Here is a 17,232-nt window from a genome sequence, read left to right as displayed (position 1 = left end):
TTCTATCTAGAATTATACGATAGGAATAGAAGGAACAAAAGAAATAAGCTTAAATACCTATGACTAATTGCTTACAAAAACCTTCATTCAACATATACGGCAGTTCCATAGGCAATGATTTCACAAGCGTTCTGCATGATAGCGGATGTTTCAAGGCGCATCGCAACGATGGCATTCGCTCCTTTTTCCTTCGCCTCATCCACCATTCTGCCAATGGCCTTTTGCCTAGCTTCCTTCATCATTTCCGTATACTCAGAAATTTCCCCACCGACAATGGTCCGCAAACCCGCCATAATATCTTTCCCGATATGCTTTGATTGGACCGAGTTCCCTTTAACGAGTCCCTTCAGTTCCTTTATTTCTTTACCCGGCACTTCATTAGTAGTCACGATAATCATTGAGCTCATCCTCTTCCCGTTTTCTTATTTTTTTTACGATTAAATAAAAAATTAGCGGAACCGGTGCTTGAATCAAACCAAGAATGCCCCATAACCAATGATTGAAACCATTCTTCTTTGCATCGGTGAATAAATATATGCTTTGGGCCAACAAGATAAGCCCACACATAATCAATACATACATCTGCATTCTATCCATGACTGCTTTCCACCTTCCTTTTTACATAAAACGTATATATGCCGATGAAAATCACGCTCAACACTTGTAATGTGAGAAATACTTCAGGTTGATGAAATAAAGATAGAAACAAGAAGCAGAGAATGAGAGCAGCCGTCACTAGAAACATAAGCACTTCTTTCCGCCATTCCCTTCTGGCTTTTTGACGCTTTCGTTTAATGGTTTGCTCAAAAAAAGATACTTGGGGGACATCGATGGAAATCGTATCGTCAAATTCCTCCAAGCTTTTCTTGATTTGACTAACCGTCTCTTGATCACTCTTGTCTGAGTGGTTTTGATAAACCGGATGGTTCTTTTTCATCGTTACTGACCAACTCCTTTCTAATCTTCTTTAATCCAATATGGACACGTGACTTCACGGTACCTTCTGGTATCTTGATGATTTTCGCAATCTCTTCGTAAGAAAATCCGTAATAATGCTTCAAGATGATTGGAATTCGCAGATCATCCTCTACATTCCCCAATGCTTCCATTACATCATCCCATGCTTGATTGTTGGCCTGCGTCTCCCATTTGAGCTTTCTGACCGATTGCTCTTGCCTTAACCAGGACTCTTCCCGCTTCTCCTTCCGCTTCTGATCCAAGTAAACCCGAGTCGCAATGGAAATCAGCCATGTGGAAAACTTGGAAGTCCCTTTGTACCTTGAAAGATTCTCGATGGCCTTAGAAAAGGTTTCCTGAGCTACATCTTCTGAAGTTTGTAAATCATAAGTCAATTTAAGCAAGTATTTTAGCAGAAAAGGATACGTGTTTTGAAATAGTGAGGCTAACGCCTGATCATCCCCCTTTTTCGCCGCTTTAATCAGCTCCAGTTCTTCCATCTATCATCACCTGCTCCCTGATCCTTAGCTTGTTACTTATATGACGGTTAAGGAAATGAATTCGTTCACTGACTTGTAAAAAAATTTTTCATTCAGAAAGTCTCTCTACTTCAGAAAGAATTACATGCGTCACCGTCGATGCAAAAGGAATGGCGAGATTAATGAATTCTTCCACTCTTTGAAGGCTTTCACAGCGAATTTTGAGCATGAAACAAGCCTTTCCCGCGATTCGATAGCAAAATTCCACATTTTCTTGACCCAAGATAAACTTTCTGAATCGGTCATATTCCCCATTTTTCACCGTCGCTTCAATCATGCATTCTATCGGAAAGCCCATTTTTTTATAATCAATCTCGGCTCCATAACCCTTGATGATACCAAAAGACTCCATTTGCCGGACACGTTCTGTAACGGCGGGTGCTGACATCTCCACTTTCTTTGCCAATTCTCTCATGGAAACCCTGCTATCATTCTTCAGTACGGCTAAAATGCTGCGGTCTTTATCGTCTAATTTCATATGAATACTATTCTCCTTATTTTCCATTCATCTAGTATTTTTTTGTTCCTATCACTTTTCATATGCGATTAATTTTTCATTTCTTCTAGATTATGATTATCTCAAAGGGGAGATATCGATGCCAAGAATTAAAAGTTCACAATTTGGAACAAGTCCATTTCAGCAATTGTTTCATAACGAAGGAATTGCGCATAATTGGAATGACCTCTCAGAAACCATTTCTGCTGATGGAGTGCTTACAAAGCAATTGAAGGAAAATGTCAGAAGAATTCTAGCCTATGGAAATGGCTGTGCGTACTGTCAGGCCAAAGGCATTCCAATGGAACCGGCCGATATAAAAGAAAGCTACGCAATCGCCTTTGCAGAGGTATTTTTAGTGCAACGCGAGAAAACAGAAGAACGTTTTTTTGTAGTATTAAAGGAAGTATTCAGCGACGAAGAAATATCAGAATTAATAGCCTTCATTTGTTTTTCCACTGCACAACAATACTTCGGGGCCATGATGGGACTAAAATAACGTTTGCATTCAGTTACAATTTCTAGGACTTGCAGTGGATTCGTACATGTGATGAATATAGTGTAAGAAGGTAAACACCGCTTCTCTATACAAATATTAAAGCAGAGTGAATTCACTCTGCTTTTATACTCATTCTCGTTATATCAATCAATCTTCTAAATGATCAAAAACCTGATTCAATACATCATCCTGTGACGTTTCGTTAGTCCATATCATTTCATTTTTGATACCTAGATAATCATTCGGCTTCCACCAAGCACGTAAAGACTCTTCTCCAAACTCCATCTTTTTTGAACGAGAGTTGTGACGTTTGACGGTTTCTTCAAAGGATAAATCAAAATAACAAATTAAAACCTTTTCGTTATAGAACCGTATTAAGTGATGTAGCATATCACCATAAAGATCTTTATGTAAGATTCCTTCCAAAATGACATATTCACATTTTCCTTTTCCGTATTCCGTAATTTGTCGGATCAAATCAATTGAAAGGTTGCCTTCTCTATCACGAACATTCAACATGTCCCGGCGAACTGTATCCTGAGAAACCAATAGGGTACCTATTCCTAACTGATTTTGAAGGCTCTTTGCTATCGTTGTTTTTCCACTGCCAGAGTTCCCTCGTATGATGATTAGCTTCGATTTCATGGTCTCCCCCCATAACCTTGCGCTCTTTATATAAACCCTGATTGTTAGCAAGACATTTTCTCAGATTGAGGCTGAACCTGTACCGTTTAGAAAATAGAAAAGGTAAATGGAACAAGAATTCCCTTGTTCCATTCCTTACTTGCTTAATTACTTCGCTTGATCCTTCATCATCACAGTAGCCTCTGGCGCCTTTTCATGGATGAACTTCGGTATAATGGCCATATATAGGAAGCCTACGAAGATCAGACACCCTCCCACTACCCAATATAACGTTTCTACTGCTATGTAGGTGGGGAATCCAACGGCTATCAAGAATAACGTGATTGATTGCGATAACATCACCAAGGGGTTGATCCATCCTTGGACCCTCCCCATCATTTCGGGAGCAACGAGGCTTGGCAGCCACCCGCCAAGGGACACATTAAGTATGGGAAGCGATAGAGCCACGATGGCTAATCCAATCATATATTGCAGGGTTGTTTCGACAAGGCCACTGGCCACCGTGCCCACTCCCGATATCAGCAAGCCTACGACCATCATATGATGAAGCTTCATTTTTTTGGCCAGTACCGAAGCTAAGATGCTTCCCAGCAATACTCCAGTCCCGAAAATGACACCAAAGATGACTGCATACTTTTCATAATCAACAGGTTCAAGTTTGTACTTCAAGATAAAAACCTGCATCACGGAAAATCCACCATTCACAATCCCAAATACTAGAAAACCGCTGATTAACGTGAACAATAGCTTATACTGCCATATATATTGCCAGCCAATTTTAAAATCTGCCCAAACGCCTGTTACACTCAGTTCCTTCAAATTGTAAACTCCATTCGGCTGTCTGACTTCTTTTGAAATCCGACAGGAACGGATCAAGAAACCACTGATTATAAATCCGATCACATCGAAGATAATGGCTCCCTCAATGCCGACTGACCAATAGATAAAAATGCCGATTCCGTTTCCGAAAAGCATGAACAGACTCGATACCATCTGATTTAAACCAGCCGCCATCGTATAATCCTCTTTAGGCAAAATGCCTTGAATCAACGCTGACTCCGCTGGCACAAAGAAATTCCTGACGGCACTTCTCAGAAAAATGACGGCAAACGATACCATGAGAAGATCTAGCTCTAACGAAAGCAAGAATAAAACAGACAACCCTGCGCAAATCCAATCACAATACAAAGCAATCTTTTGCCTGTCCAATCTATCAGCAAAAACCCCCACCAGTAAGAAAACAGCAAGGGTAGGCAAAGAATACATTAATTCCGTAACCGTCGCATAAATCGGCTGATTGGTGAAGCGGTCCAGTAAATAAAACATAAATGCAGTCATGCCGATGGTCCCGCCCATTTGTGATGTTACGTTCGCTAAAAATAATTTCGTATAATTTCGATTGTTAAAAAGTTTTATGATCTCTTTCTATCCCCCTTCATCCGACTTTCTGGTTAATTTTACCCAAAAATTCCAATTCAAGAAAGAGAAATCAATGAATTATTTTTCAAATGTGCCCTTCACCATCGCTTTGCCCTCACTGACCATAATCTGACCCATTGCGATGACGGTATCTATTTCAAAGGTCTCTTTTTTCAAAATCAGTATATCTGCGTCCCTTTCCGTTTCCACCCGTCCTTTATTAGTTAGCTTCAAAATATTCGCGGGATTTTCCGTGACCACACGGATGGAATCCTCTATCGAAACTCCATCATCGATAATCGCATCGACAACCGATTCATACAGCGACATGCAGGTCCCCATACTCAGTCCGGATATATTTCCGTTGCCATCAAATTCCGGAAGGCTAGCCTGTCCATCTGATGTAAGCGTGATGTTGCGGATATCAACACCTTCGTCGAGGGCTCTCCTTATTGCCGTGCTTGCTTTTACTTCCCCTTCATCCAGGAATTTTTGAATGGTACTTGTCGTGAAATCGATGTACCCGCCTTTTTTGGCAAATTGTATCCCGGCCTCAAACAAATGCGGGTTCCGGTTCATATGTGTAGGGTAGAACTGTGTAATCGGTATTTCCGTCGTCCTGACGACTTCCTCGATTACCTGTACATGATCCAGGCTATCCCCGACATGTATATTAACGATACCGGCTTTCCCGGACAAAAGTCCTCCATTCCTGGCCTGCGACGCAAGTTTTGCAAGCTCTGCCACGGTTGGCTGTGAAGAACGGTGATCGGCAATGGCAATTTCACCAACTCCAATGATTTTATCCACTAAGATTAAATCATCTTCAATCTTGTCCATTAGGGTCTTCACCGGGACTTGGTACGAACCTGTTTGAACGAAGCAACTAATCCCTTCTTCTTCTAGGGCCCTCGCTTTAGCGAGCAAGTCCGGCATCGTCCTTGTCGTTCCATCCGTGCCAATGACCCCGACTAATGTCGTGATACCGGCTAGCGTCGCGTCGGTCAACTGAATTTCGGGCGTTCTTGTTTTGAATCCCCCTTCACCGCCGCCACCGATGATATGAACATGTGCATCGATAAAACCTGGTACAATGATTCGACCGTTCGCGTCAATCACTTGCATTTCAACGAAATTGGCAGGGACGTCGATTTTATCCTCGATGAAGCCAATTTGTTTTCCGACCAACAAAACGTCTTTCTTACCTATGTATTCCGGCGTATAAACCTCACCATTCTTTATCAGTGTCAGCATAGGGCCAAACTCCCTCCAAGTTTAAATATTCTAATAGGTTTCAAAACGATATACGCGGGTAAATATACACCATAACCCAATTACATGAATTCAAAAGAACTTAACTTAGTTTTTCTATCTTATAAGTATTACGGCACAAACATTTAATTATATAAAAATTAAAGGAGTAAACAACCATGAACAAAGTAATTTCTGCTGATATTAAAACAAATACACGATTATCCATGCGTCAAATCATGAACTTATACCAAGTGACAAAAGAATTCAAAGGAAACATCTACTTTATCTGCAATCATAAAATGGTCGATGCCACAAAACTTTCAACATTTGTATCATTCGTTCTCATTCTACAAGAGTGTGTGGATATGAAAGTGATCCTAGAAGGACAAAATGTACATGCAATGCTGGAAAAGGTTCAGGCCATTTGTAAAGAAAATGATGAAAAAATAGGATTTCACTCCAACCAAACCGTTGGGATTTAATATACGAAAAAAAATTACATATAAATGAGGTGTATAGATATGAGAACCATTTTAATGATTATCGGGGCTATCGTCGTAATCGGTTTAGTTGTAAATTTCATCTTTTAATGAGGGAAAAAAAGCTGTCAATAATGACAGCTTTTTTTCATTTACTGGGAATATGGATATATCCCCAATCATCACCAAGGAAAATCCCATGTTTTCCACTTACCAAGCCCCTCCTTGATTTCATTCCCCTTATCAATCCAATATTGCTTCCTTTCCTCTTCTTCTTCCTTTTCCTGCTGTTCTGCTATCAATGGTCCGATGTCTTCTGCATGAAATGATTCAGCCGTTTCGTTCTGTAAGGCCTGAGCCATGATTTTTTGAAAGATGAGTGTACTTCCCTGGCTGCTGTTAGTGGTTAAATAATGTTCTTTATCCGTTTTATCGTAGCCAGCCCATACAGCTCCTACTAAAGAAGGGGTGTATCCCACGAACCATTGATCCTTCACACCTGATATGCCTTCGATCGGGACCTGTGTGGATCCTGTCTTTCCTGCGATTTCATAGCCAGAGACCGCGGCATTTTTAGCCGTTCCATAGTTAACTGTCCCAAGAAGCATCGCATTCATCTTATCGACGACATCCTTCGAAGCCACCTTTGTCTTCTTTTCCTTCCAGGTTGCTATTTCTTTCCCATCCGTGTCTTCTATTTTTATAATGGCATGCGCTTCGTTTCGCTTTCCTTCATTTGCAAACGCCGCATAAGCTCCTGCCATTTGGAGTGGGGACACCCCTTTATCCATCCCGCCTAAGGCTATCGATAGATTTCGGTCATTTTTTTTGTCATAAGGAATCCCAAACCGTTTGAGCGCATCCAGCCCCTTGTCGATTCCAATTTCATTCAGGAGCCAAACGGTTGGCACATTCAAGGAATTCATCACGGCTTCATACATTGGGACCTCCCCTTTATAAGTGCCGCTCAAATTCGATGGTTCATAATTCCCGAACTCCATCTTCTCGTCTTTTAAAGAGTCGGTCATTTCATATCCTTCTTCAATTGCCGGTGTATAAACAGCGAGCGGTTTAATCGACGAACCAGGAGATCTTTTCAGTTGCGTCGCCCGATTATATCCCATGAATTGATGCTCGCCCCTCCCCCCAACAAGTGCCTTAATGCCGCCTGTTTTAGGATGAAGAAGGACCGTCCCACTTTGCACCAATATGTCATTGCTTGTCCCAGAAGGGAAATTGGCATCCTGACTATAGACTGATTCGGCAGCCTGCTGCATCGGTTGATCTAATGTGGTATATATTTTATAGCCCCTAGTGAGTAATTGCTGGAGCTCCAATCCATACATGGTGGAGGCTTCAGATAGGACATGGTCTATATAATAAGGATACTTCCCTTTTAAAGGATCTGTATCTTCACCTAACTGTAGTGATACTTCATCCTTTTTGGCAGAAGCCGCTTCCTCTTCGGTCAAATATCCGTGTTCGGTCATTCTAGACAGTACCAAATCCCGTCGTTTAACCGCCCCTTCTGGATTTTTGTACGGATCAAGCTTGGAAGGCAAGTTAATGACCCCAGCAAGCAAAGCCCCTTCGGCGACGGTTAACTCAGAAACATCTTTTGAAAAATATATGTTCGCTGCCTTTTTGAGTCCCCATGCTCCATGTCCAAAATAAACTTGATTCACATACATTTCCAAAATTTCATCCTTTGTATACGTACGTTCCAATTCTTGAGCGATGAAAAACTCTTCTATCTTTCTTTTCAAGGTCCGATCTGATTCAAGCATGGTGATTTTTACAAGTTGTTGGGTAAGTGTGCTCCCGCCTTCAACAACGCTTTTCGCCTTGACATTTTTCACCATCGCACGCATGATCGCTTGATAATCTATGCCATGATGTTCATAAAAACGGTGATCCTCAATGGATACGACCGCTTGAATGAGATGTTCCGGGATCTCCTCTATCGCGACGCCTTCCGATTTATTAGCCGTGACGGTACTGGCTAAGTTCCCATCCTCGTCATAAATCTTGGTCGGTTGCTGAAGTTGATCCTGGAGATTGCTTATATCCACAGTTTGTTTAAAATATATGAACAAACCGGCTCCCACTACGACAATGATTGATATAATTATAAGACCTATTTTCAATAACGCTCTCATTTGTACCCCCATTTTCCCAGATGCGACATGCTCCATTAAAAATATTTTGCCCTTTTTATGAAAGAAAACTCTTGCAATGGCTAAAAGGGAAAACAAATTCCACAACATTTTTCCCCTTATCCTTTTCCATACAAAGTGCCTACAATATTTCTCCCTTTCATGCCTAGTCTTTTCTTTTTCCATACCCTTTACCCACATTTATAAATCAATATACACCTGAAAAAGGCATGAAACCAATAAAAACGGGTATATAACCTATAATGACAAATTATGGGGAGAGATGATCTTAGATGAAACAATTAAAACGTATCGTCGCCGCTTATGATGGAAATGAAGAGAGCAACCGCGCAGTGGAATATGGAGCTTCATTAAAAAAGGCCTTTCCGGAAGCTGAATTGACCATTGTTCAAGTTCTGAATCCAAAAGGTGAAAGCCGCATCATCGAGAGTGCATCCGCTCCTGGGTTCGTACCGGCAGCAGGATTTTATGTCGACCCTTCACAAACGCATCCCGTAACAGAAGTAGAACAACAAAGTCAAATGCACATGAACGATACTCCCACCGTTCATGAAAACAATGTGAGGATGGCTGAAAGCAATATGATGAGATTGCTCAGTGAATGTCAGGTTAATGGAAATATCGAGATTTTAGAGGGAAATGCCACCGATAGCATATGTGACTATGCAAAGCGGACGAACGCCGATTTAATCATCGTCGGCAACAGTGCAAAAAGCGGCCTGGAAAAGTTTTTCCTCGGAAGCACCAGCAGTTCCATAGCCAAGCAGGCACCATGCTCGGTATTTATTGCAAAATAATGGAGAAAAGGGCCGGCTCATAATTGAGCCGGCCCTTTTTATAAGTCTGTCCTTAGATGGCTTTCTTTAACAAGACATTCGAAGCAGCCGAATAAAGCACCATTACCACGATTGCTGATAAAATAAAACTAAACAGCATATATGTCCCATTGTAAATCAAGGAATAGAGGACGACTGGTTGCCCGTTTGGCGCATATTCCCCAAAGAAAACGATACCTGCTGTAAAATGGCAAAGAAACCTCAGGAAGCTCCCCACAAACATGCCACAAACCGCATATATATCCCCTCTTAACCGTTTTCCCCCTTTACGGTTATTCACAAATTTATTCATGAACAACCCGGATAATCCCACGGCGGTAAAAGCAAGAAAATATTCGATAAATCCTTGAAGCGGCGTTGCCAGAAATGCCAAACCAGTGGCAATCTGCAAAAGCCCCAATAGTAAACCGGTGGCCATTCCTCCCTTGATTCCCCAACGATAGGCCATTAAGAATATCGGTACCATGGCAATGGAAATCGATCCCCCCTGTGGCCATATCCTTGCAAAAACAAAACCGGAGACTATATCCAGCAGTAATGCCAATGCAGAAAAAATCGCGACCTCTGTCATGAATAATGTTTTATGTTTCATCATCTCTCACCCTTCTCCACGTGCAAAAGTGCCCATGAGTCCCGTGTCGCTTTTTTGGCATGCAAAAAAGCAACACCAGGGCGGTAATGGATGCCCAGTATTGCTATCCAAAACCACATCCCTACGCTAGTACTAACTAACAGGTTCATAGGGTCTGAACTCAACCGTTCACTCTCAGCCATCTTGGCTCCCCTTGTGGAAGTATTTAATTTTTGTTCCTCGGTTAGAATATACTACTAGTTTCTCTAATTGACAAGTAAATAACACGATTATATCCACGAGCGTTTTTCCCTATTACTGGTTATATTTTTTCATCCAGCCAACTTCTTTACATGGCCTCAATACACATGCCATACGCCAAGTTAGATGGATAAAGACGACAATTTTTCTATAGACTCACTAGGGTTCAATTTGATATCTTTATAAAGGTTATTTTGCACGAGGGGGAAAAGACATGGATAAACATTCAATTTCTGCTGAAAAGGGCGCCTATATCAGTATAGCCGCATACATATTCTTGTCGGCCCTCAAATTAACGTTTGGTTACTTTGGAGACTCGAAAGGACTTTGGGCAGATGGTTTAAACAACACGACCGATATCATTGCCTCTGTCGCTGTATTAATAGGCTTAAAAATATCAAAGCGACCACCTGATAATAATCATTCATACGGTCATCTGAGAGCTGAAACCGTAGCGTCTCTGGTTGCCGCCTTCATTATGATCACCGTCGGATTACAGGTCATATACAGCGCCATCGAATCATTCTTTTCGCAGGATGCGACAGTTGTACCGAATATGTTCACAGCTTATGTCGCTTTATTCTCCGCCATCTTCATGTACGGGGTTTATCGTTACAACTTGGCTTTAAGCAAAAAAATAAACAGCGCCTCCATCCGTGCTGTCGCACAGGACAACCGTTCTGATGCTCTTGTCAGTATCGGTGCTTTCGTAGGTATTATCGGTACCACAATCGGCATAGACTGGTTGGATGCGGTTGCGGCTTTAGTGGTAGGTCTGATGATCTGTAAAACGGCTTGGGATATTTTCCACGACGCTTCACTTTCCTTGACCGACGGTTTCGATGAACAGCATCTCCAACAAATAGGTCAAACCATCCTGTTGACGGATGGGGTGAAAGACATGAGTGAAATTAAAGCTCGGATGCATGGGAATGAAATTCTGGTTGAAACAACCGTGCATGTCAATCCGCTCTTGACCGTCATCCAAAGTCATGACATTACAGTGAAGGTTGAAGAAAACTTATTAAAGGAACATGACATCAAACATGTCATTGTCCATATCGAACCCTATACATTTCAAAAAAAAGGTACCCGTCAATAATGAACGGTGCCTTTTTTATATGTGTAAACCCCCTATTAATACAATGTTTACCTAATATAAACAAAGCCTTTCCCCTTTTACCGATCATTTACCGCATGAATGAGTATTTAAAGAACGCTTTCAATCTGTTATTATTAAAACCATATATTACATTTTGGAATTATATTCTAATTCATTCATAATTAAGTAAGATAAATTCATTTTCCTACACATGGAGGGCAAAATGGTATTGAATCGAGAAATGACTCTTCACTTCCTATCTTCTCATAAAACTACTATCCTTACCGAATGGAAAGAGCGATTAAAGCATTTGTCAGATGGCTATATAGAATATTTTGAAGAAGAAATAGAAAAAATTCTAAATTCACTGATGAAACAACTGAAAAATACAGATACTAACATAGATGATATGCTGAAGGATTTAGGGGAAAAGATTTCAGCCGGCCGGGTTAAACAGCATTTGAATATGGATATGTTCTTTTCCATAACCTCTACCGGAAGATCGATCATCATTGATCAATTTCTCTCTTACGAAGCCATCAAAGGAGAACTATCTGCGGTTATCCACCAAATAAATGCGTACTTCGATAAACTCATTTATTTCGCTTTATCCAGTTATACCGATTTAAAGACGAAGCAGGTTGCGGAGCAATATCAGCTGATCAATCCAAATCATAAAGACCGTTTGACCCTTTTAGGCCAGATGACATCAAGTTTTGTCCATGAGTTCCGGAATCCCCTTACGTCCATCATGGGTTTCATTCAATTATTACAAGCCGAACAGCCAGAGATTAAGTATCTGGACATCATTTCAAAGGAATTGGATCAGCTTAATTATCGGATTACACAATTTCTTAACCTTTCAAAGAGGGAAACGGATACTACACAAATTGAAATATTTCCAATCGCCCCCCTGGTAGATGAAGTGATTGAATTCCTATACCCTAGCATCTTGGAAGTAAATGCTTCCGTCTCCTGTAATATTGAGGGCGAAGCCCAGTTGGCCGGCTCCAAGGAGGAATTCAGGCAAGTGTTACTCAATATCATATTGAATGCCCTGGATGTAGTTACGGAAACGCCAAATCCATCCATAGACATTTCCGGTTCGGTAGCATCAGGTTTCCTAACCTTGAATATTTCTAATAACGGTCCAAAGATACCTTCCGAGGTGCTTCCTAGCATCTTTGAACCCTTCATCACAACGAAAAAAAGGGGCACAGGGTTGGGACTATTCGTTTGCAAGGAAATCATCCTCAAGCATCAAGGGACCTTGACTTGTCATTCAACGGACTTCTTAACTACATTCTCCATACGCGTAAAAACAAAATCATAAGTAAAAGTCACCAAATCACGGGGAAGTAGTGTGTAATTTTTGACTGATTCCCTGATAGTTCCTTATACTATAATTAGGTGACTTGTATAATCGTGATGAATAAATCTACAGATTCGTAAAGAAAAGCTCGAAGACATTCATTTCAAGATCATTCCATCTACTTTTTTTACAGTCATTATACATTTTATTCATTTTTGTTTTTGGGAGGTGACTGGGATAATTCACCCGTTTGGTGCAAGTAAACGGTTCAATTACATCCCTCACTATTGGACATATTTAGTTTAGCCTTAGTCATTATCTTAATCGCTTTAACCGCCTTTTTTGTTGCTTCCGAGTTTTCAATCATTAGGGTACGAAGCTCGCGAATCGACCAATTGATAGAAGAAGGAAACAGGAAAGCCTTAGCTGCAAAAAAGGTGACATCAGATCTCGATGAGTACCTATCGGCAACGCAGCTCGGCATTACCGTGACCGCCCTTGGACTTGGGTGGCTTGGGCAACCGACAATCTATAAATTGATAGAACCTTTATTCGAGCTATTACATATTCCGAACAACGTGGCAGGTATTCTGTCCTTTATCATTGCATTTTCCCTAATGACCTTCTTGAATGTCGTCGTAGGTGAACTCGCACCTAAAACGGTTGCCATCCAAAAAGCGGAAGAGGTGGCCTTGGCCATCGCCAAACCTCTGATCCTTTTCCATAAGATCGCGTTCCCGTTCATCTGGTTATTGAATCATTCCTCTCGGTTTGTCGTTGGATTATTCGGCTTCAAATCCGCTTCGGAAAGCGAGCTTGCTCACACGGAGGAAGAATTGCGTTTCATCCTTTCGGACAGCTATAAAAGCGGGGAAATCAATCAATCTGAATTCAAATATGTAAGCAATATATTTGATTTTGATGACCGGGTAGCCAAGGAAATCATGGTTCCAAGAACAGAAATCCTTACCATTTCCAAAGATGAAACCGTACAAGGTTTCGTCGATGTTGCCAAAACGGAAAAATACACGCGTTACCCCGTTGTCGAAGGTGATAAGGATCATGTGATTGGCTTGGTCAATCTGAAAGAAGTTTTTTCTGACCTAATTAAGGACCGGGATATCCAGTCCAAAACCATTGAACAATATACCCGCCCGATCATTCGGGTCATGGAGAATATACCCATTCACACATTACTGCTAAAAATGCAAAAAGAGCGGATTCACATGGCCATCTTGATGGATGAATATGGTGGTACTTCCGGTCTCGTCACCGTTGAAGATATCCTTGAGGAAATCGTCGGGGAAATTCGTGATGAATTCGATATCGATGAAGTTCCTTCCATTCGTAAGATCAAGGATGGACACTATATCTTGGATTCCAAACTTCTAGTAAAAGACGTGAATGACTTACTTGGCATTCACCTGGATGAAGAGGATGTAGATACAATCGGTGGCTGGATCTTAACGGAAAATTATGATGTACTAGTTGGCGACATCATGGAAAAAGATGGTTTCTGTTTCAAAGTCATTGAGATGGATGAACACGCCATCCGTTTTATTGAAGTGACAAAAAAAGTAGAACAGCTGACACTTGAGGAGAACCTTCCACAAGATTAAGAATAAGAAAAATGGCCCTAGTATTCTTACCGGGGCCATTTTTTTATATTCTTTTATCAGACCCAACCTTTTTGACCGTCACGATTGGCGGCGGGCTCTTTTTCTTCCAAATGATATACAACATGATCAAGACGAATGAAAAACCTGCTACAGGAATCAAATAAGGTGCAGTGATTTCTCTAATTTGTTGCCAATTCTCCCCCAAAATCCGACCCAATGACAAGAACAATATCGTCCAAGGGATGACGGCTGCCACTGTATAAAAAGTGAATGTCCAGGCGGACATCCGGGCAATCCCAGCTGGTATGGAAATGGCATGTCGTACGACAGGAATGAAGCGAGCTGTGAACACCACCCCCACCCCATACCGTTGGAACCATTCTTCGGCCATTATCATATGAGCTTCTTTAATGAATATATATTTTCCATACTTTAAAAGGAATGTCCGTCCTCCATAATAACCAGCCCAATAAAGGAATAATTGGGCAATCGTACCTCCCATCACCCCTGCGATAACGGCACCCAAAAAGTTCATCTTACCCATTCCGATCAAATAGCCACCGTATCCAAGTACGAGCTCACTGGGGATGATTTCCACCATCAACCCCAATAAAATACCGATATATCCCATCTCCGCAAACCAATTCAGTATCTTCATAATCAGCTCTGACATCATGTAATGACTCCCTTTTCCGCTAATTTTGACTTGGTTGTCCTTCTATCCTATTGCGGAAAAATCCGTTCTATTCATTTTCCTGAAAAAAGGAACAGTCAGATTGTGATATGATTTTAGATAACAAAAAAAAAGACCAGCTTGTCTTTCCCGGTCTCCTTGTGATTAATATTCTTTTATTTCCTGTTTTTGTACATCGTTTGAAAAAGCAGTTGCGAACTCTAAGGTGAGTAAGGATGAATCAGTGTGAGAAATATTCGTGAAAATCTCCTGACGTGATTTCGTTTTTTGAATATGGACCCCGAGATTTTTGTACTTGTTGATTATTTCATTTTTCATGCTTACCCTCCCTTCCTGCTGTATTCGTTATCCTTTACGTTCCCATTAAAAGTAAGGCTAAAACCTATCTGGATAAATACTCGCCAAAAAGGGTAGATATTCTCATCAATTAACCTGTATCGTTTGTAGCTGATGTTCATGCACTTCTTCTTTTTCCACATGCACCTGAATCTTATAAGTTCCCGCCTCGTCAAAGGACACTTTATTTAGATAAGTCCCTTTTCCCTCTTCTTTCGCCTTGGTGAAATAACTTTCTTCACTGCCTTCTTTCCACACCTCAAAATTTACATCTGCATCAGTCAAAGGCTTCCCATCCAAATGCACATTGGCTTCAAAGGTGGAACTGTTCCCCGCCGTCACAGGATTGTTATGAAACTCGATCAAGACATTCGACCTTGGGTGTACCGAGGTGTTTTCACTTTCATTATCAGTAATGACCACTTCTTTTTCCGGCATCACATGTTGATTTTTAGCTGTTACATGGGCAATTACATGATACTTCCCTTGTTCCTTGAAGGTGTGCATCACTTGATATGTCCCGCTTCCCGTATTCTTTGCATCTAACATTTCCCGTTTATCCTGTCCGGATTTCCTCACTTCAAAAAGAACCTCACCAGCTTCATTTACAAGTTGGCTTCCTTCCTTCACTGTGGTTTCTAGGATGACCTCTTTTCCGGAAACCAATGTCCCTTTAACGGATATAGTGGCATCCATGGTTTCAGGTATGGCATTGCTCACTTCTTTATCTTCTGGCTTTTCGGTTTCCTGACATCCTGCTAACGCAAACAATAATATGGCTGACAAATAAAATTTCTTCATCGAAAACTTCCTTCTTTTTCATAATTAACCGATAAGACGGTCGTTTTATACACCATCCTTCCCAGATAACTGAAATATATACATTCTATTAAGTTGCGGTCCGCATCACGGTTACCGAAGTCAGCATCGCCACAGCGATGATGGTCAAAAATGAATAGAAAAACACAGTCAGGTCCACCACGCTCAAGCCCACAATGAGGACACATCCATCTATGAAGAAAATTAACATGCCGGCATTAAGCCCGCTTTTCCTGGAAATGATCTGTGCAAGCATGTCGGTCCCGCCTGTTGATGTACCATACCGGAGCATGAGCCCGATTCCCAGCCCGATTAATCCCCCTCCGATTATGGCACTTATATAGATGGGAAGATTCCAATCGATGACAGCCTCGGAAAAAATATCGATACATAACGAAGAGAAAAGTAGGCCATGCAAACTGTTGAGGAATAGTTTTTTTTCGTAATACCAAGCATATATATATAGGGGAATACTGCTCAGAATAACGCCTAATCCAGTTGGAAGCCCTAGAAAATAATGAATGATTAAACCAATCCCAATCATGCCACCATCCAACAAGTGATAAGGAATGAGAAAAAAATTAATTCCTACGCCCACAAGCAAACTTCCGGCCATTATGGCTGCCATCTTTTCGATGATCATCATGACTTCCACATCCTTTTTAATGGATAATCTTGTCCCAATCCTATATCCTATGTACAGAGAAGCTAAAAATTAATAAAAGGCCTTTTTTATTTTTTATAGGCATAGACCTTTAATTTTCTGAATATTCCATTATATAATGGTTATAGGAAAGGAATTGGTCAAAAACCGTCAAATAGTGAAACAAATGAACCTTTTACAAGCCATTTCCACCATTTTGCGAGTATTAGGCAATTTGACTGGATGACTAACTCTTTCTATAATGAAAGTATTTAAATCAATTAAACTGAGGTGATTGGATGGGACATTAAAGAACGTTCGTTGTGACGGACGGACGCTGCTTTGCCTGGCGAAAAAGTGCACGGTATTAAATAATCTTGCTTGCATTTTCCTTGCAAAATTCTTCTATTTCCCGTCTACGTATCGCTAATACACATATACTAGTACTCTATTCATTTAAAAACGGAGTGTAAACTTGCAGCCTTCATGCACGACTCCAGTACGTATTTAGCTATTTAGCACGACAAAAAAAATATACTTGTATATTTTAAAAATGTAGGAGGTGGACTCCTTA

20 protein-coding genes and 1 riboswitch are annotated in these 17,232 nt (G+C 40.9%); of the genes, 6 read left to right on the top strand and 14 right to left on the bottom strand.

The genetic code is table 11. From position 1 onward, the window contains the following. Positions 1-83: 83 nt before the first annotated feature. The 5 genes from ACIQXH_RS11065 to ACIQXH_RS11045 all read right to left on the bottom strand — a co-directional run bounded on the left by ACIQXH_RS11065 (position 84) and on the right by ACIQXH_RS11045 (position 1,974). Positions 84-398 carry a YbjQ family protein gene (locus ACIQXH_RS11065; RefSeq protein ID WP_402867647.1) on the bottom strand — a complete coding sequence of 105 codons (315 nt, stop codon included), beginning with the start codon at positions 396-398 and terminating at the stop codon, positions 84-86. After that, a complete protein-coding gene (locus tag ACIQXH_RS11060; RefSeq protein ID WP_402955581.1) occupies positions 379-597 on the bottom strand; it encodes a sigma-Y antisigma factor component in 219 nt (72 codons plus the stop codon). Before ACIQXH_RS11060 ends, ACIQXH_RS11065 begins: the two co-directional genes overlap by 20 nt. Continuing rightward, a complete protein-coding gene (locus tag ACIQXH_RS11055) occupies positions 590-937 on the bottom strand; it encodes a YxlC family protein (RefSeq protein ID WP_402955578.1) in 348 nt (115 codons plus the stop codon). The genes ACIQXH_RS11060 and ACIQXH_RS11055 overlap by 8 nt, the downstream gene beginning before the upstream one ends. Then, positions 891-1,457 (bottom strand): RNA polymerase sigma factor SigY, encoded by a 567-nt coding sequence (gene sigY / locus ACIQXH_RS11050; RefSeq protein ID WP_402955575.1) that lies wholly within the window; start codon positions 1,455-1,457, stop codon positions 891-893. Before sigY ends, ACIQXH_RS11055 begins: the two co-directional genes overlap by 47 nt. 88 nt (positions 1,458-1,545) lie before the next feature. Further along, complete coding sequence (locus ACIQXH_RS11045) at positions 1,546-1,974, bottom strand: Lrp/AsnC family transcriptional regulator (RefSeq protein ID WP_402955571.1); 429 nt, start codon at positions 1,972-1,974, stop codon at positions 1,546-1,548. Positions 1,975-2,092: 118 nt separating this feature from the next. Here ACIQXH_RS11045 and ACIQXH_RS11040 point away from each other — a divergent pair, with 118 nt between their 5' ends. After that, entirely contained in the window at positions 2,093-2,491 is a 399-nt protein-coding gene (locus ACIQXH_RS11040; protein ID WP_402955568.1) for a carboxymuconolactone decarboxylase family protein, read from the top strand. A 147-nt stretch (positions 2,492-2,638) separates the two neighbouring features. Here the strand turns inward: ACIQXH_RS11040 and ACIQXH_RS11035 are convergent, their stop codons facing one another. The 3 genes from ACIQXH_RS11035 to iadA all read right to left on the bottom strand — a co-directional run bounded on the left by ACIQXH_RS11035 (position 2,639) and on the right by iadA (position 5,809). Next, positions 2,639-3,136, bottom strand: a complete 498-nt coding sequence (locus ACIQXH_RS11035; RefSeq protein WP_402955565.1) for a kinase — start codon at positions 3,134-3,136, stop codon at positions 2,639-2,641. A gap of 147 nt (positions 3,137-3,283) precedes the next feature. After that, a complete protein-coding gene (locus ACIQXH_RS11030; protein WP_403123806.1) occupies positions 3,284-4,555 on the bottom strand; it encodes an MFS transporter in 1,272 nt (423 codons plus the stop codon). 78 nt (positions 4,556-4,633) lie between these two features. Continuing rightward, entirely contained in the window at positions 4,634-5,809 is a 1,176-nt protein-coding gene (gene iadA / locus ACIQXH_RS11025; RefSeq protein WP_402990256.1) for a beta-aspartyl-peptidase, read from the bottom strand. 176 nt (positions 5,810-5,985) lie between these two features. Here iadA and ACIQXH_RS11020 point away from each other — a divergent pair, with 176 nt between their 5' ends. Next, positions 5,986-6,291, top strand: a complete 306-nt coding sequence (locus tag ACIQXH_RS11020) for a hypothetical protein (RefSeq protein WP_402867639.1) — start codon at positions 5,986-5,988, stop codon at positions 6,289-6,291. A 179-nt stretch (positions 6,292-6,470) separates the two neighbouring features. Here the strand turns inward: ACIQXH_RS11020 and ACIQXH_RS11015 are convergent, their stop codons facing one another. Beyond that, positions 6,471-8,447 carry a transglycosylase domain-containing protein gene (locus ACIQXH_RS11015; RefSeq protein ID WP_403123492.1) on the bottom strand — a complete coding sequence of 659 codons (1,977 nt, stop codon included), beginning with the start codon at positions 8,445-8,447 and terminating at the stop codon, positions 6,471-6,473. Positions 8,448-8,737: 290 nt separating this feature from the next. Between ACIQXH_RS11015 and ACIQXH_RS11010 the strand changes: the two genes are divergently transcribed. Further along, positions 8,738-9,262, top strand: coding sequence for a universal stress protein (locus ACIQXH_RS11010; protein WP_403123489.1), 525 nt, complete (start codon positions 8,738-8,740; stop codon positions 9,260-9,262). A gap of 52 nt (positions 9,263-9,314) precedes the next feature. Here the strand turns inward: ACIQXH_RS11010 and thiT are convergent, their stop codons facing one another. After that, complete coding sequence (gene thiT / locus ACIQXH_RS11005; protein WP_403123486.1) at positions 9,315-9,896, bottom strand: energy-coupled thiamine transporter ThiT; 582 nt, start codon at positions 9,894-9,896, stop codon at positions 9,315-9,317. 98 nt (positions 9,897-9,994) lie between these two features. Then, a riboswitch (TPP riboswitch) is annotated at positions 9,995-10,097 on the bottom strand. 250 nt (positions 10,098-10,347) lie between these two features. On the opposite strand from thiT, the gene ACIQXH_RS11000 reads away from it, so the two are divergent. The 3 genes from ACIQXH_RS11000 (at position 10,348) to ACIQXH_RS10990 (ending at position 14,166) form a co-directional block, all read left to right on the top strand. After that, complete coding sequence (locus ACIQXH_RS11000) at positions 10,348-11,235, top strand: cation diffusion facilitator family transporter (protein WP_403123483.1); 888 nt, start codon at positions 10,348-10,350, stop codon at positions 11,233-11,235. A 223-nt stretch (positions 11,236-11,458) separates the two neighbouring features. Beyond that, a complete protein-coding gene (locus ACIQXH_RS10995) occupies positions 11,459-12,568 on the top strand; it encodes a histidine kinase N-terminal domain-containing protein (RefSeq protein ID WP_402867634.1) in 1,110 nt (369 codons plus the stop codon). A gap of 266 nt (positions 12,569-12,834) precedes the next feature. Then, a complete protein-coding gene (locus ACIQXH_RS10990) occupies positions 12,835-14,166 on the top strand; it encodes a hemolysin family protein (protein ID WP_402867633.1) in 1,332 nt (443 codons plus the stop codon). Between the two features lie 43 nt (positions 14,167-14,209). Here the strand turns inward: ACIQXH_RS10990 and uptA are convergent, their stop codons facing one another. From uptA to ACIQXH_RS10970, 4 genes are all read right to left on the bottom strand, one after another. Next, the gene (gene uptA, locus ACIQXH_RS10985) at positions 14,210-14,839 is read right to left on the bottom strand and encodes an undecaprenyl phosphate transporter UptA (protein WP_402955538.1); all 630 of its coding nucleotides are present in this window, start codon (positions 14,837-14,839) and stop codon (positions 14,210-14,212) included. Between the two features lie 165 nt (positions 14,840-15,004). Further along, the gene (locus ACIQXH_RS10980; protein ID WP_402867631.1) at positions 15,005-15,178 is read right to left on the bottom strand and encodes an Lmo0850 family protein; all 174 of its coding nucleotides are present in this window, start codon (positions 15,176-15,178) and stop codon (positions 15,005-15,007) included. Between the two features lie 105 nt (positions 15,179-15,283). Next, positions 15,284-15,997, bottom strand: a complete 714-nt coding sequence (locus ACIQXH_RS10975) for a FixH family protein (RefSeq protein WP_403123480.1) — start codon at positions 15,995-15,997, stop codon at positions 15,284-15,286. An 88-nt stretch (positions 15,998-16,085) separates the two neighbouring features. Beyond that, positions 16,086-16,661, bottom strand: coding sequence for a YitT family protein (locus ACIQXH_RS10970; protein ID WP_402867629.1), 576 nt, complete (start codon positions 16,659-16,661; stop codon positions 16,086-16,088). Positions 16,662-17,232: the final 571 nt, after the last annotated feature.

Origin of the sequence: Peribacillus sp. NPDC097225 (assembly GCF_044761955.1) — a bacterium.
Taxonomy (GTDB): Bacteria; Bacillota; Bacilli; order Bacillales; family DSM-1321; genus Peribacillus.
Note: the sequence above shows the minus strand (reverse complement) of the source record. Positions and strands in the feature narration are given on the sequence as shown.

Bases quoted from the DNA above. Each gene is read 5' to 3' on its own strand.
- ACIQXH_RS11060 (WP_402955581.1), bottom strand. From the start codon at position 597: ATGGATAGAATGCAGATGTATGTATTGATTATGTGTGGGCTTATCTTG.
- ACIQXH_RS10980 (WP_402867631.1), bottom strand. From the start codon at position 15,178: ATGAAAAATGAAATAATCAACAAGTACAAAAATCTCGGGGTCCATATT.
- ACIQXH_RS11045 (WP_402955571.1), bottom strand. From the start codon at position 1,974: ATGAAATTAGACGATAAAGACCGCAGCATTTTAGCCGTACTGAAGAAT.
- ACIQXH_RS10975 (WP_403123480.1), bottom strand. From the start codon at position 15,997: ATGAAGAAATTTTATTTGTCAGCCATATTATTGTTTGCGTTAGCAGGA.
- ACIQXH_RS10970 (WP_402867629.1), bottom strand. From the start codon at position 16,661: ATGATGATCATCGAAAAGATGGCAGCCATAATGGCCGGAAGTTTGCTT.
- ACIQXH_RS11000 (WP_403123483.1), top strand. From the start codon at position 10,348: ATGGATAAACATTCAATTTCTGCTGAAAAGGGCGCCTATATCAGTATA.
- ACIQXH_RS11065 (WP_402867647.1), bottom strand. From the start codon at position 398: ATGATTATCGTGACTACTAATGAAGTGCCGGGTAAAGAAATAAAGGAA.
- ACIQXH_RS11055 (WP_402955578.1), bottom strand. From the start codon at position 937: ATGAAAAAGAACCATCCGGTTTATCAAAACCACTCAGACAAGAGTGAT.
- ACIQXH_RS11010 (WP_403123489.1), top strand. From the start codon at position 8,738: ATGAAACAATTAAAACGTATCGTCGCCGCTTATGATGGAAATGAAGAG.
- ACIQXH_RS11035 (WP_402955565.1), bottom strand. From the start codon at position 3,136: ATGAAATCGAAGCTAATCATCATACGAGGGAACTCTGGCAGTGGAAAA.
- ACIQXH_RS11015 (WP_403123492.1), bottom strand. From the start codon at position 8,447: ATGAGAGCGTTATTGAAAATAGGTCTTATAATTATATCAATCATTGTC.
- ACIQXH_RS11020 (WP_402867639.1), top strand. From the start codon at position 5,986: ATGAACAAAGTAATTTCTGCTGATATTAAAACAAATACACGATTATCC.
- ACIQXH_RS11040 (WP_402955568.1), top strand. From the start codon at position 2,093: ATGCCAAGAATTAAAAGTTCACAATTTGGAACAAGTCCATTTCAGCAA.
- sigY (WP_402955575.1), bottom strand. From the start codon at position 1,457: ATGGAAGAACTGGAGCTGATTAAAGCGGCGAAAAAGGGGGATGATCAG.
- iadA (WP_402990256.1), bottom strand. From the start codon at position 5,809: ATGCTGACACTGATAAAGAATGGTGAGGTTTATACGCCGGAATACATA.
- ACIQXH_RS10995 (WP_402867634.1), top strand. From the start codon at position 11,459: ATGGTATTGAATCGAGAAATGACTCTTCACTTCCTATCTTCTCATAAA.
- thiT (WP_403123486.1), bottom strand. From the start codon at position 9,896: ATGATGAAACATAAAACATTATTCATGACAGAGGTCGCGATTTTTTCT.
- uptA (WP_402955538.1), bottom strand. From the start codon at position 14,839: ATGTCAGAGCTGATTATGAAGATACTGAATTGGTTTGCGGAGATGGGA.